The sequence below is a fragment of the Stenotrophomonas sp. YJH_SMC_64 genome, from assembly GCF_059371375.1.
The window spans coordinates 197,055-211,052 of record NZ_JCAFUN010000001.1; the positions used below are offsets into that span (position 1 = coordinate 197,055).

General features: G+C 67.3%; 9 protein-coding genes. 4 read left to right on the top strand and 5 right to left on the bottom strand.

Going from position 1 to position 13,998, the window contains the following annotated elements; genetic code table 11:
- Positions 1-407: 407 nt before the first annotated feature.
- On the bottom strand, positions 408-3,002 hold the full coding sequence (locus tag AC5P9L_RS00835) for a M14 family zinc carboxypeptidase (RefSeq protein WP_111189504.1): 2,595 nt from the start codon (positions 3,000-3,002) through the stop codon (positions 408-410).
- Between the two features lie 74 nt (positions 3,003-3,076).
- Complete coding sequence (locus AC5P9L_RS00840) at positions 3,077-5,716, bottom strand: TonB-dependent receptor plug domain-containing protein (protein WP_012479047.1); 2,640 nt, start codon at positions 5,714-5,716, stop codon at positions 3,077-3,079.
- Between the two features lie 192 nt (positions 5,717-5,908).
- Here AC5P9L_RS00840 and queD point away from each other — a divergent pair, with 192 nt between their 5' ends.
- Positions 5,909-6,271 carry a 6-carboxytetrahydropterin synthase QueD gene (gene queD / locus AC5P9L_RS00845; protein WP_005407953.1) on the top strand — a complete coding sequence of 121 codons (363 nt, stop codon included), beginning with the start codon at positions 5,909-5,911 and terminating at the stop codon, positions 6,269-6,271.
- Between the two features lie 117 nt (positions 6,272-6,388).
- On the top strand, positions 6,389-6,736 hold the full coding sequence (locus tag AC5P9L_RS00850) for a phasin family protein (RefSeq protein ID WP_005407952.1): 348 nt from the start codon (positions 6,389-6,391) through the stop codon (positions 6,734-6,736).
- Between the two features lie 773 nt (positions 6,737-7,509).
- Here AC5P9L_RS00850 and asnB read toward each other — a convergent pair.
- Entirely contained in the window at positions 7,510-9,411 is a 1,902-nt protein-coding gene (asnB, locus tag AC5P9L_RS00855) for an asparagine synthase (glutamine-hydrolyzing) (protein WP_111189665.1), read from the bottom strand.
- Between the two features lie 350 nt (positions 9,412-9,761).
- Between asnB and AC5P9L_RS00860 the strand changes: the two genes are divergently transcribed.
- Both AC5P9L_RS00860 and AC5P9L_RS00865 read left to right on the top strand, forming a co-directional pair.
- Positions 9,762-10,451 carry a winged helix-turn-helix domain-containing protein gene (locus AC5P9L_RS00860; RefSeq protein WP_005407950.1) on the top strand — a complete coding sequence of 230 codons (690 nt, stop codon included), beginning with the start codon at positions 9,762-9,764 and terminating at the stop codon, positions 10,449-10,451.
- On the top strand, positions 10,448-11,794 hold the full coding sequence (locus AC5P9L_RS00865) for an ATP-binding protein (protein WP_043033912.1): 1,347 nt from the start codon (positions 10,448-10,450) through the stop codon (positions 11,792-11,794). Before AC5P9L_RS00860 ends, AC5P9L_RS00865 begins: the two co-directional genes overlap by 4 nt.
- Here the strand turns inward: AC5P9L_RS00865 and AC5P9L_RS00870 are convergent.
- On the bottom strand, positions 11,791-13,260 hold the full coding sequence (locus AC5P9L_RS00870) for a sensor histidine kinase (protein ID WP_059036178.1): 1,470 nt from the start codon (positions 13,258-13,260) through the stop codon (positions 11,791-11,793). The genes AC5P9L_RS00865 and AC5P9L_RS00870 overlap by 4 nt on opposite strands.
- The gene (locus AC5P9L_RS00875) at positions 13,257-13,976 is read right to left on the bottom strand and encodes a response regulator transcription factor (RefSeq protein ID WP_005407947.1); all 720 of its coding nucleotides are present in this window, start codon (positions 13,974-13,976) and stop codon (positions 13,257-13,259) included. Before AC5P9L_RS00875 ends, AC5P9L_RS00870 begins: the two co-directional genes overlap by 4 nt.
- Between the last annotated feature and the right edge of the window lie 22 nt (positions 13,977-13,998).

Consider the following 13,998-nt stretch of genomic DNA (forward strand, 5'->3'; position numbering starts at 1 on the left):
TACGTCCATGTAAGCTCGATGGCGCCATCCATGGCGCCAACGGTTCTGCGCTGCCCCCATGCCCATCCGCTTCAAGCATTGCCTGCGCCTTCTTCTCCCGCCGGGTAGCCGGGAGAAGAAAGATCAAATTCAAATTCAAATTCAAATTCAAACTCAAATTCAAAGGCAAAAGCCGAAGTCGCAATTCCTGGCTTTGCTTTTGCTTTTGCTTTTGTATTTGCCCTTGCTCCCGCCTTGGGGTCTGATGCGTCCGCGCCCGCAGGAAACTGTCATGGGAGGCAGGGGGCCTCAGCCAGGACCGTTGGCGCCAAGGATGGCGCCATCGAGCCCCCATGGATGGGTTTACGGCGTGTCCTGGCTGAGGCCCCCTGCCTCCCAAGCACAACAGAAACTCGGCGCCAAACACCTCAACCCCGCGCTTTCGCCGGATTCACCAGATTCCCGAAGAAGATCGCGTTGATCAGCAGTCGGTCCGTTCCGTGCCAGTACTTGCGGTGTGCCGGGTCATCGGCAAACAGCACCACGTTGCCCTGCCCCTGCGCCGACACCAGCAGCCATGCACTGCCTGCCACCCGCGTGCGGTTACGCTCGGACAGGTAGCCGTTCACCCGCGGCGGCGTGTCGATGCGCACCACCGTGGAGAACGGGTTCGCGCTCGGCTGCAGCGTCCCCGTGTTCTCCTTGTTGATCGCCAGCTGCCGGCGCGGCACGCCGAATGCCAGCGGATGGCTGGTATCCACGTCGGCACTGAGAATGTTGCCGCTGACCCGCTCGATCGCGGCAATGTCGCGCTGATCGCCGAACGCACGGCGGCTTTCGTCAGCAGCGTCTTCTTCCTTGCCGAGCTTTTCGCCGTCGGCGAGCTTCTGCTCGATCGCCCACTTCGAGGCACTGCCGTAGGTCACCAGTGAACCACCGGCCTGCACCCAGCGCTTCAGTGCAGCCACCGCCGTGGCATCGACGCCCGTGTAGGTGCCACCGGACAGCACGATCGTGGTGTAGCGGTCCAGCGGTACCTTGCCCAGCTGCTGCGGATCCAGCTTGCTGGCTGGCAACTGCAGCTGCTGGTCTAGCAGGAACCACGCCGATCCGATTTCGGTGGCGGCCACGCCCTCGCCCATCACCAGTGCCACCGCAGGCTTGCGCAGCGCCTTGACGCCGTCACTGCCGAGGTCGATGCCTTCGCGGCTGCGGCCGCTGGACAGCGCGTGGACCTGTACGCCCGCCTCGCGCGCGGCGGATGTCACTGTCTCGAGCAGCGCCGCGCCCTGCAGCGATTGCCCGGCAACCGGAATGACCAGGCTGCCGGCGGCGAAGCTGACGTCACCCTGCGCGGTCGCGGTGGTGAACGGCTGGAATGCCGCGCGTGCATTCACGCCCTTGCCCTGCAGCGCGGCCAGCGCGCGCCCGGCGTTGTAGTCGCGCCAGTCGATGGCGTAGGCGAATCCGGCCTCGCCGCCCAGCACCGCGCCCTGCTCCAACGGCAGCGCGGCCACGCGTGCGCCGCCTTCGATACGGCTGCGACTGCCCGCAAAGGCCAGGCCGTAGGCTGGTGCGATCGCATAGCTGGTGCTGCCGTAGAACACATCACCCTTGATCGGCGGCGTCTCGGCAAAGATCGAATGCACCAGGCGGAACTGCGCCTGCTGCACCGGCACCACGTAGGCGCTGCCGGCATCGAAGCGCTGCCCATCGACAGTGACTGCACGGTCCAGTGCGCGCACCTCGATCCGGTGCAGCAGCAGCAGTTCCAGCAGGCGACGGGTCAGGGCCGGGTCATGCGCATCGCCGAACACGAAGCTTTTCACAGGCTGCTGCGCAGCCTGCTTCAGCGCGCTCTGGAAGAACTGCTTCTGCAGGTCGAACAGGCCGCTGCGCTCGGTCACCGCGCCACGCACCGTGCCCAGCCCGGTGGCGACCTGGTTGCGGATGGTGAAGGGGAAGGTCAGCAGGCCATTCACCGATTCCTGCACGCGGCCGCGCGAGCTGGCCTGCTCGACGGTAACGCCGACAGCGCCATGGAAGTCCGGATAGGTGGAACCGTACACCGGCGAGAAGTTGTCGAAATTCTCGCCGGTGTAGTACAGCGACCCCAGCGCATCCAGCGCCTGCGCGTGGTACTTGGCGAGGGTCTTGTTGAATTCATACGACGCCGCCGGAATCAGCGGGCTGTGCATGCTCTTCGGCGAGGGCTCGAAGTAGTAGGTGCTGTCCTTGCCCATTTCGTGGAAGTCGATCTGCACGTTCGGGTACCACTGGTGGAACACCTCCACCTTCGGCCGTGAGTCCTGCTGGGTCAGGGCCAGCCAGTCGCGGTTGAGATCGGTGAAGTAGTGGTTGGTACGACCCTGCGGGAACGGCTCGACGTGTTCCTTGTCGGCGGGGTCGGCAGAAGCTGGGTCGGACGCCCAGGCGTTGTGCCAGTTGGCAGCACGGTCACGACCATCCGGATTCTGCGCCGGATCGAACAGCACCACTGCCTGCTGCAGCCATTGCTGGGTTTCTGCGCTGCGGTTGGCCACCAGGTAGTACGCCGTCAGCATCGCTGCCTCGGCACTGGAGGTCTCGTTGCCGTGGACGCTGTAGCCCAGCCACACCACCACCGGGCTGTCACCGGCGGCGCTGCGCGGCTGCGCCGGATCGGCCAGGGTCGCGTGCTGCTGGCGGATCTGTTCCAGCCGCGCATGATTGCCTGCAGCGGTGACGGTGGCGATCAACAGCGGGCGGCCTTCATAGCTGCGGCCGATCTCGCGCACGCTGATCTTGTCCGAGCGTTTCGCCAGTTCCTGGAAGTACGCCACCAGCTGGTCGTGCCGTGTGTAACGGCTGCCGATCGAGTAGCCGAGGAACTGCTCCGGCGTCGGCACCGCTGCATCGAACGCCGCTGCGTCGGTGACCTGCGGAAAGAAGTACGCGCTCTGTGCCTGCGCCGGCTGCGGCGAGGACAGTGCGGTGGCGGCGGCAAGCAGCAACGGAAGAACGGCACGGCGATGCAAGGACACGGTGACTCCCCTGGAACACAACGGCAGACGATCGCGCGGCCGGTCCCCTCAGGTGACCGGCCGCGGCGGATGGATCAGAAGCGGTAATCGAAGCCCAGCGTGAAGTAGCGGCCACGCAGGTCGTACTGGCTGAAGTCGTACGGCGCGCGGATGCCCGGGAACGAGGCGTCGTACGGCGGCGTCTTGTCGGCCAGGTTCTGCACCTTGGCATACACGGTCAGCTTGTCGATGCCGGTGTAGGCCAGGTACAGGTCGTACTGGCTGTAGCTGCCGACGCGCTGCTGCACGGCTTTGGCGGCGGTGCTGGCCTCCTGGCGGTAGCTGCTGGTGTAGTACCAGGTCACGGCTGCGTTGAAATCACCGTACTTCCAGTCCAGCGTGGTGGTGGCCTTGTCCTTGGGCAGGGTCGCGCCCAGGTTGCTGCCGGCGTAGTCGACCAGCGGCCCACCGACCACGGTCGGGCGACGGTAGTCGCGCACGTGGGTGTAGGCCGAGGACACGGTGAAGTCACCCAGTGCCGCGGTCGGGATGCGCTGGCGCAGCTCGACATCGATGCCCGAGGTCTTCAGCTCGCTCAGGTTCTGGTAGCGGTTGTAGACCGCCTGCAGCTTGCCACGCTCATCGCGCTGCACGGCGCCGGCCACGTTGTCGTTGACCAGGGTCTGGGTGTTGTTGGTGCCGACCAGGTTGTCCAGCTGGATGCGGTAGTAGTCCACGCTCAGGTTGGTGTTGGCCCACGGCGACAGCACCACACCGAAGTTGACGCTCCTGGTGCGCTCCGGCTTCAGTTCGTTGTTGCCGACGGTGAAGAAGGTGGGGTTCTGGCGCGAGCCCGGCACGTCCGGATCACGCGGGTCGACCACGCTACCGTAGGCGATGCTGGTGCTGTTGGAGTTTTCCGACAGCGACGGTGCACGGAAGCCCTTCGACGCCGACGCACGCACCAGCAGGACATCCAGCGGCTGCCAGCGCAGGCCGATCTTCGGCGAGAACGCATCGCCGAAATCATCGTAGTGATCAGCGCGCGCGGCGGCGGACAGCTCCAGCGTCGAGGCCAGCGGCACGTTCACTTCGGCGTAGGCCGCACTGACCTGGCGCTTGCCGTGCACTTCAGCAATGGCCGGGCGCACCTGCAGGCCGGCATCGATCTGCCACGGGTTGTTGGAGTCGAGCTTTTCGCGGCGCCACTCGGCACCCGCAGCGAAGCCGATCTCGCCGGCCCAGGTATGGCCCAGGCTGCCGGAAATCTTCGCATCGATACCCTGCAGCTTGGATTCGGCCGGACGCAGCGTGGCGATGTTGATCGAATCACGCACCGACTGCGGCGTGGCCGCCGGGTTGAGCAGGTTGTAGCTGCCCGTGGCCAGCGCGTCGGCCAGCGCCCAGCGGTTGGCGAAGCCACCGGACACGCTCTCACGCTCGCTGCTGCGCGCACCGAATGCAGCCACTTCCCAATCCCACTTCGCGGTGGTGCCGCGCAGGCCGAACACACCGCGGTAGGCGGTGGAACGGTTGGTCTTGATCGTGCCGCCCAGGTCGAAGAAGGTGTACTCGACGGGAATCGCGCGACCGTACGGGTTGTACGGATTGTTGGCCGGCAGCAGCGACGACACCGGCTCGGCCAGTCCGCTGTTCGCGTTCAGTGCGAAGCGGCCGCTCTCCAGGGTGAAGAACGGGCTGCTGCCGAACCACGCGGCACTCTTGATCTGGCTGTACAGCACTTCGCCGAACGCTTCGACGTTGTCGTTCAGGCGGAAGGTACCGTTGGCGTAGGCCTGGTAGCGCTTGGTCGAGGGGATCAGCGTGGTGAACGGTGCCTGGTTGAAGCCGCAGGTGTCGCCGGCCAGGCCGTCGATCGGTGCGCTGGCGACGCGGGTGGTGCCGGTCGGGCAGTTACCGTTGGCATCGAGCATCGGCACCGAGACGCCGTTGACCAGGTAGCGCGCGCCCTTGGCCGACCAGCCGTTCCAGCGGCCACCCGGCTTGTCGGTGTAGATGCCGCTCCTGGTCAGGTTGCGCTCGTCCTGGTCCAGGCGCTCACGGTTGTACCCCTGCAGGCTGAAGAGGATGTTGTAGCCATCGGTGTCGAGATCACCGAGGCCGCCGACGAACTTCAGGTTCTGCTCGTGCAGGCCGCCCTGGTCGGCACCGCCGAAGCTGCCGCCGATCTCGGCGCCTTCGAAGTTCTGCCGGGTGATGATGTTGACCACGCCGGCCACGGCGTCGGAGCCGTACACCGCCGAGGCGCCGTCCTTGAGCACCTCAATGCGCTCGACCGCGACCAGCGGCAGCGCATTGAGATCGACGAAGGTGTCGGACAGACCGCCGGCCGGGAAGCCGTAGTTGGCCAGGCGACGGCCGTTGAGCAGCACCAGCGTGTTTTTCTGCGACAGGCCACGCAGGCCGATGCCCGCCGAGCCGGACGCCCAACCATTGTTGGTGGTTTCGTTGCTGGCGTTGCCGGTGTTGGCCGAGATCGAACGCAGTACATCGGCCACGGTGGCCTTGCCGGTCTGTTCCAACTGTTGGCGGCCGATCACCTGCACCGGGTTGGAGGCCTCGGTATCGGTGCGCTTGATGTTGGAACCGGTGACGCGCACGGCGGCCAGGGTACTGGCTTCGCCACTGGCATCGGCGGAGGTTTCGGCGGCGGCGGACAAAGGCGCGGCCAGAGCGACGGCCAGGGCCGCCACGAGCAGGGTGTGCTTGGGCATGACGATGTGGGGGAGGTGGAAAGGGCGACGTAGTTCCGCAGTAGTCCATGCCTGGCCGGGATCCGGCCAATAACATCTCTTCATACGGATATAAGAGAAACTATCATCTCTTCATCCGGATGGAAAGAGTTACTTCACGAAAGCCCAACATCCGCTCAGGATGGCCGGCCACCTGCGGCGTACAATCGCGCCATGGAAATCTTCAAAGTCTTCATGCTCGAGGCGGCGCACCGCCTCCCCAACGTGCCGCCGGGGCACAAGTGCGCGCGCCTGCATGGCCACTCGTTCCGGGTGGAACTGAAGGTCGAGGGCGAGCCGGGGGCGCAGACCGGCTGGATCATGGATTTCGGCGACGTGAAGGCGGCCTTCCAGCCGATCTACGACCGCCTGGACCATCACTACCTCAATGACATCCCCGGCCTGGAGAACCCGACCAGCGAGAACCTGGCGGTGTGGATCTGGAACGAACTCAAGCCCAGCCTGCCGGCGCTGAGCGAGATCACCGTGCACGAAACCTGCACCTCCGGCTGCCGCTACCGCGGCCCGACGGCCTGATCAACCCATTGATCTGAAAGGTGTTTCAAAGGCGCCTGGGGCGCCTTTGTTATTTTTGTTGCATTGCCGCATCAACGGCGTATGCTGCAATGCATCAAGCCACTCCCTGATGCCCCCATGGCCGCCGCCTTCAGCGATCGCTTCAGTGATGCCACCCGCCAGCTCGCAGCCGCAGCAACCCGCGCGAACCGGTTGGCGTTGGAGAACGCGGAAAGCATGTTCGGCGTGCAGCTGAAGGCGATGGAGCGCAACCTGACCGCGACCGGCGGCTGGTTGGGGGAACTGGCCCGTAGTGACGACACGGCCGGGATGCTCAACAAGGGCGCACAGCTGTGGCAGGACAACCTGCAGCGGCTGGGCCAGGCCCAGCAGGACGTGGTCGGTCTCGGCCTGCAGGCCGGCAAGGCCTGGTCCGAACTGGTGCAGGGCTACAACGAATCAACGGCGGACGCGAACAACCACTGACGCGACGCAACGCTCATTGCGTGGGTCCCTCCCCCCACGCAATCCGGACCCGGCAGATCCCTCCCTCTGCCGGGTCTTTTTTTTGCCTGGCGTCTGCATTGAAGAGCGCTTCCTCGTCTGGATTCGCCGCGAACTGAAGGGCCCCGCCGGGACAGGCAGGGGCCTGGGCAAATGTCCCCCGGCGCCGGCCGTTGGCCGTCACCTCCTCCTTTACTTTGCCCAAACCCCTGCCCGCCCCGACGAGGCTCGGCGTGCGGTGAGGAAAGCGCAGCACGCGCGGCCGCCTTTCAAGGAAGCGCCGACAAACTCCGAACGCCGGGCGGATGCCCTTGCGTACGAAGTAAAGGGGGAGGTGACGGCCAACGGCCGGCGCCGGAGGACATTCGTACGCAAGGGCATCCGCCCGGCGCCACGCAGAATGAATCCGCCACACGCGTGTCTTCGTCCCGATTCCCCGCGAACTGACGGGCCCCGCCGAGACAAGCAGGGGCCTGGGCAAATGTCCCCCGGCGCCGGCCGTTGGCCGTCCCCTCCTCCTTTACTTTGCCCAACCCCCTGCCCGCCCCGACGAGGCTCGGCTTGCGGTGGGTAAGGCTGCGAACAATCTGCCTTCAATGAGGCGCCGACGAACTCCGAACGCAGGGCGGATGCCCTTGCGTACGAAGTAAAGGGGGAGGTGACGGCCAACGGCCGGCGCCGGAGGACATTCGTACGCAAGGGCATCCGCCCGGCGCCACGCAGATTGAACCCGCCGCACGCGATGCAGGAACGGCTCAGCGCCCGCGAGCACCGTGCCAGTGCTGGTGCCACGCCTGGAACATCAGCACGTTCCACAGGTGCGTGTGCCACTTGCGTTCGCCACGCAGGAACGCTTCCCAGATGCCGCGCACGCGTGCCGCATCGAAGCAGCCCTGGTTGCGCAGCAGCTGCGGGTCCAGCAGTGCCTCCGCCCAGTCGCGCAGCGGGCCCGCCAACCAGCGCGCCATCGGCGGTCCGAAGCCGCGCTTGGGGCGATACACCAGCGGCTCGGGCAGGTAGCGCGCCAGCAGGTGCTTGAGGATCCGCTTGTGCTCACCGTCGTGGTACTTCAGGTGCTGCGGCAGGCGCCAGGCCAACCGCACCACCTCCATGTCCAGCAGCGGCGCGCGCGTCTCCACGCCCGCCGCCATGCCCGCGCGATCGACCTTGGCGAGGATGCCCTCCGCCAGATCCATGCGGAAATCCAGCAGCTGGATGCGGGCCTCGGCCGGCAGCGCCGTGTCCTGCTGCTGGAAGATCGTCATCGGCTCGCGTGCACCCAGCACCACCTGCGCCGGCTGCCGCCAGCGCGTCACGCGCTGCAGGTAGTGACCTTCCACGTCGTTGGCGGCGACTTCCGCCACCAGTGCGCGCCAGCCGCCCAGGCGGCCGCGCTCGACATTCATGCGGTTGCCGCTGCGCCGCGCCAGATCACGCACCCAGTCCGGCAGGCCACCGCACAGGCGCGCATTGCGCAGCGCGCGGCCATAGCTGGGGTGGCCGAAGAACAGTTCATCGCCACCGTCGCCGGTGAGGGCCACCGGCTTGCGCGCGCCCAGCAGTTCACTGGCCAGCAGGGTCGGCAGCTGAGAGGCATCGGCGAACGGTTCGCACCAGACCTGCGGCAGCCGCTGCAGCAGATCCAGGCCTTGTCGCGCGTCCATCCGGTGCAGGTGGTGTTGCACGCCCAGATGCCGCGCGACCTGCGAGGCCCAATCGCTCTCGTCATGGCCGGGATCGTCGAAGCCAACCGTCCACGCTTCGATCGGAAGCGTCGACTGTGCCTGCATCATCGCCGTCACCAGCGAGGAATCGGTGCCGCCGGACAGGAACGCGCCGCAGGCCAGCGGCGAATGCATGCGTGCGGCGATGGCCTTCTGCAGCACAGCTTCCAGCTGGTCGGTCGCCTGCTCCAGGCTCGGCGCCGGCAGCAGCGGTTCCTGCAGTGCGCTCTGCATCGCATCGCGTGCGCACCAGTAGCGTGAACCACTCTGTGCGGTCTGGCTGGAGCCGCCAGCCGCATGGTCATTCAGATCGATGCGCAGCATCGCGCCTGCCACCAGCTTGTGGATGCCGCGGTAGATGGTGTGCGGTGCCGGCACGTAGTCATGGCGCAGCAGCAGGCTCAGCGCATCCTGGTCGATGCTCGGGGCGAAACCGGCAAAGGCCTGGAGTGCCTTCATTTCCGAGGCGAACAGGAACCGGCCCTGGTACCAGCCGTAGTACAGCGGCCGCTCGCCAACCGGGTCGCGGGCCAGCCACAGTTCGCGCGACTCGCGGTCCCATACGCTGAAACCGAACGCGCCCTCGATGCGGGAAAGCGCCCGTTCCACGCCCCATTCGATGATCGCCTGCAGCAGCAGCCGCGCATCGCTGCAGCTGCGTGGCAGATCGCGCAGCTGCGACTGCAGGTCGGCCCGGTTGTACAACCGGCCATCCAGGCACAGCACGTAACGGCCACAGTCCGAACTCAGGGGCTGCAACGGCGTATCGGTTGGCGCCCGGCAGTGGCCCAGCGCCAGGCCGGCCTCGGCATCGGTCCAGTAGCCGATGCGCCCCCGGCCGCGCTGCTGCAGGGCGCGCAGCATTGGCGCCAGCTGCTGCAGCAGGTGTTCGTCCTCGGCGGGCGGCAGCCAGGCCCCGACCACGCCGCTCATCGGGCACCTCCGCAGCGGCAGCGGCGGGACGGGTTCAGCAGGCAGGCGGCGGCGGGCGACATGGGAGCGACACGCGGAGCGGAGGAGACTCCATGCTCGGCCCGCCCCCGGCCCTGCGTCAGTCGCATTGCTGTCAGCGATGGTCACCGTGCGTATCACGAAGGTAACGTTTTGTAACAGCATCAGGCTATGCTGGACGCCAAGTTGTTGCCAGGCCTGAGGCCCGGCCCGTGCGCCAGCAACCCCGGCTGAATGGCGCCCGCCCCCGGGACCCGGGCGGCCCGAAGGCTGGGATAGCATCGCCGCGCTCGTGCCGTGGCGGTACGTGTGCGTCCACGGAGGCCTTGAAAATGCTGGATATCGTACTGGTCGAAGACGATGCCCGCCTGGGTACGATGGTCAGCGACTATCTGCAGCGGCATGGCTACCAGGTGGCCCACGAGCGCAGCGGTGAGCGTGCGGTGGCCCGGATCCTGGCCGACAAGCCCGCCCTGGTCCTGCTCGATGTCGGCCTGCCCGACCAGGATGGTTTCGAAGTGTGTCGGCAGATCCGCCCCCACTATGACGGCATCATCTGCGTGCTGACCGCCCGCACCGACAACATCGACCAGGTGCTGGGACTGGAACTGGGCGCCGATGATTACATCGGCAAGCCGATCGAACCACGGGTGCTGCTGGCCCGCCTGCGCGCCCACCTGCGCCGCCACCGCCGGGTCGAACCACGCGACGGCAGCCTCCGCTTCGGCGAGCTGAGCATCGACCCGTCCACCCGCAACGTGCACCTGCAGGGCGCGCTGCTGGAGCTCACCACTGCCGAGTTCGACCTGCTGTTCCTGCTGGCCAGCAATGCCGGCCAGATCCTGGACCGCGATGCGCTGCTGCGCGGCCTGCGCGGGATCGCCTTCGACGGCCTGGACCGTTCGATCGATGCACGCATCTCGCGCCTGCGCCGCAAGCTGGGCGACAACCCTGAACAACCGGAGCGGATCAAGACCGTGCGTGGCCGCGGCTACCTGTTCAGCCGCTCGGCATGGGGATGAAGCGCACGCCCTCGGCGATGCGCGGCCACGCCTTCCACTTCCTGCGCTATGGCATCGGCTTCCTGGTCGCCCACCTGCTACTGATCGTGCTGGGCCTGTGGGCCTGGGATGCGCTGCTGGAAGACCGCACCGAAGCCGGACTGCTGGCCGAGATGCGCGGCACCCATGCCCTGCTGCAGCACCGCTTCGCCGAAACCCCGCGCGAGCAGTGGCCGACGCTGGCGCGCGAACTGGACGCCGACTTCGCCTATGCCCTGCGCATGGTGCCGTTGGCAGAGGCGATGAAGGCGCTGCCGGCCAGCCAGCGCCCCCCCTTCAGCAACGGCCGGGTGCAGATCGACCTGGAGCACATGCGCAGCCTGCAGCGGATCGGCGACAGCGACTACGCGGTGATGCTTGGGCCGTTGGACGAAGCGCTGCCTGACGAGGGCTGGCAGGACAGCGAAGTGTCAGGCGTGGCGATCCTGCTGCTGATCCTGATGGTGGCCGTGGCGCTGCCGATGTACGTGATGGTCTACCGCCTGTGGCGCGACGTCTCGCAGCTGGCCCAGGCCGCGCGGCAGATGCGCGACGGACAGCTGGACACGCGCGCCCCGCGCGCCGGCACTGCGCTGGTGCGGCCGCTGGCCAATGCCTTCAATCACATGGCCGAGCAGCTGCAGCAGTTGCTGGAAAGCCAGCGCGTGCTGGCCCAGGCAGTGGCGCACGAAGTCCGCACGCCGCTGGCGCGGATGCGTTTCGGCCTGGCCGACCTGGAGGACACCGCGCTGGACGAGATCCAGCGTGATGCCTTGGGCGGCCTGCGCACTGATGTCGATCGGCTGCAGCACCTCACCGATGCCGGCGTCGAGTACGCCGCGCTCGGCCGCTGCCATCAGCTGACCCGCCAGCGCCTGCAGCTGGCGGCACTGGTACGCGGCGTGGTGGCCCAGTTCGCACCGCTGCCGATGCCGGTACAGCAGGTGCTGTCGCCGGCGGGCCTGGTCAACGTCAACCGGCACATGCTGGAACTGGCACTGCGCAACCTGCTCGGCAATGCCCTGCGCTATGCGCGGCGGCAGATCCGTATCGCCAGCACGGTCAACGACGGCTGGCTGTGCCTGCAGGTGGAGGACGATGGCCCCGGCATCGCACCCGAACTGCGCGGCCAGGTGCTGCAACCCTATGTGCGGCTGGATCCGGGTAGCCCCGGTTTCGGCCTCGGACTGGCGCTGGTGCAGGTGGTGGCCGACAAGCATGGCGGCCAGGTCGAAGTAACCGATTCGGAGCTGGGTGGTGCCTGCATCCGACTGCACCTGCCGCTGGAAAGCGGCGCTGCCGTGGAGTGCGATGCGGCCTGCTAGGCCGCTGGTTCCGCACGCGGCAACGCAAACGCGAACAACGCGCCGCGCTCGCTGTCACGCAGTTCGATGCGACGGCCGTGCAACTGCACGATGCGCTGCACGATCAGCAGGCCCAACCCGCCGTTCTCTCCACGTCGCGCGCCCAGCGCGGCCGGTGCCTGGAACAGCTGCGTGCGCAGCGCAGGGGCAACACCAGGTCCATCATCGGCCACGCTCACCTCCACGCTGTCCGGCGTCGCGCGCAGGCACACCTCGATCCGCCCACCGTCGGGCGCATGCCGCAGCGCGTTGTCGAGCAGGTTGGTCAGCACCCGCTCGACCAGGCCCAGATCGGCGCGCACCAGCGGCAGGCCGGGCGGGAAGTCCGCGTGCAGGTACTGGTTGCGAGCCTGCGCCGCCAGCTCGAATTTCTGCAGCACGTCCTGCAGCAGCTCCGGCAATGCGAACACCTCCCACTCCAGGCGCACTTCGCCATGCTCCAGCCGCGCCAGCTCGAATAGCGCACGCGCCAGCCGGCCAACCTTGGCGCTCTGCGCCAGCGCGATACCGAGGTAGCGGCGGCGCTCGTCCGGCGACAGCGTGGCGTCCTTCAGCGCCAGCGTTTCCAGATAGCCATGCAGCGACGACAACGGCGTGCGCAGGTCGTGCGAGATGTTGGCGACCAGCTCGCGGCGCTGCAGGTCCTGCTGGCGCAGCTGCTGCCACTGCTCGCCCAGCCGCTGCGCCATCTGCGCGTGTGCGTGTTCGAGGATCACCAGCTCGTCGCGCTCACCGGGACGCAGCGGCTCCGGCGGCGGCAATGGCGTGGGTGCGTCGATGTCAAAGGCCTGGATGCGCCGGGTCAGCCGCCGCAGCGGGCGCGTCACCCAGTAGAAGGCCACCAGCCCGGCCAGCAGGCCCAGGCTGCCGACAAGCATCACCGACCACAGCGTGGTGTTCCACTGGCTGCCGGCGGCAAGGTCGTCGGACAGCATCTGACGGTGTTCGCCGACCAGCACCACGTACACATAACCGGCCTGGCGACCCTGCACGATCAGCGGCGCGGCACTGAACACCTTGCGGCCATCCGCGCTGCGCGGGTCATCGCCCAGGATCGGCAACGGTGCACCGGCCAGCAGCCGGCGCAGCGGTGCCACGTCCACCCGGTTGCGCACCAGATGACCTGTCGGCGCATCGTGGCCGAGGATGCGGCCCTGGTCGTCCAGCAGGTAGACCTCGACGCTGGGATTGACCGCCATCAATTGGCCGAACAGCGCGCGCACCGCGGCATCACGCATGCCGCTGGTATCCATCAGTTCGCTGCGCTGGGCAATGTGCTCGGCCAGGCCCAGCGACAACCGCTGCACCACTTCCTGCTCGTGGCGGGTGTTGGCGCGCATCTGCAGCGCCAGCAACGCCATGCAGCACATCAGCATCAGCGCAGCGATCACCGCCGCCAGCTTCTGCCACAGGTTCGGCTTGATCATGCCGCCGCCCCGGCAGGATCGACCAGCTTGTAGCCACGGCCCCACACCGTCAGCAGCCGCCGTGGATTGGCCGGGTCCGGCTCGATCTTGCTGCGCAGGCGATTGATGTGGGTGTTGACCGTGTGCTCGTAGCCATCGTGCTGGTAGCCCCAGACCTGGTTGAGCAGCTCCATGCGCGCGAACACCTGGTCCGGATGACGGGCGAAGAACAGCAGCAGGTCAAACTCGCGCGGGGTCAGCTCCAGCGCATTGCCATCCACCGACGCGGTACGCGCGACCGGGTCCAGCTGCAGACCACCCAGCTCGATCGCGCCGGCATCGATGCGCGCGCTCTGCGCCATCGCCTCGGCCCGGCGCAGCAGCGCACGCACGCGGGCCACCAGTTCCGGCATCGAGAAGGGCTTGGCCAGGTAATCATCCGCACCCAGTTCCAGGCCGACGATGCGCTGCGTTTCGCTGCCACGCGCACTGATGATGATGATCGGCACATAGCGCGCCATCGCGCGTGCACGCTGGCACACCTGCAGGCCGTCCACGCCGGGCAGCATCACGTCCAGCACCAGCGCATCCCATGGCCCTTCCTGCTCCAGCAGGCGCAGGCCGGCATCGCCGCTGGCGGCATGGGCGACGTCGTAGCCCTCATCGCCCAGATGCATGCGCAGCAGGTCGGCGATGTGGGCATCGTCTTCAACGATCAGCACGCGTTTGGTGGACATCGGCAGCTCGGGGCCAGTGGGG

Coding starts and splice junctions, on each gene's coding strand:
- AC5P9L_RS00860 (WP_005407950.1), top strand. CDS start 9,762: ATGCTGGATATCGTACTGGTCGAAGACGATGCCCGCCTGGGTACGATG.
- AC5P9L_RS00850 (WP_005407952.1), top strand. CDS start 6,389: ATGGCCGCCGCCTTCAGCGATCGCTTCAGTGATGCCACCCGCCAGCTC.
- AC5P9L_RS00875 (WP_005407947.1), bottom strand. CDS start 13,976: ATGTCCACCAAACGCGTGCTGATCGTTGAAGACGATGCCCACATCGCC.
- AC5P9L_RS00865 (WP_043033912.1), top strand. CDS start 10,448: ATGAAGCGCACGCCCTCGGCGATGCGCGGCCACGCCTTCCACTTCCTG.
- asnB (WP_111189665.1), bottom strand. CDS start 9,411: ATGAGCGGCGTGGTCGGGGCCTGGCTGCCGCCCGCCGAGGACGAACAC.
- queD (WP_005407953.1), top strand. CDS start 5,909: ATGGAAATCTTCAAAGTCTTCATGCTCGAGGCGGCGCACCGCCTCCCC.
- AC5P9L_RS00840 (WP_012479047.1), bottom strand. CDS start 5,716: ATGCCCAAGCACACCCTGCTCGTGGCGGCCCTGGCCGTCGCTCTGGCC.
- AC5P9L_RS00870 (WP_059036178.1), bottom strand. CDS start 13,260: ATGATCAAGCCGAACCTGTGGCAGAAGCTGGCGGCGGTGATCGCTGCG.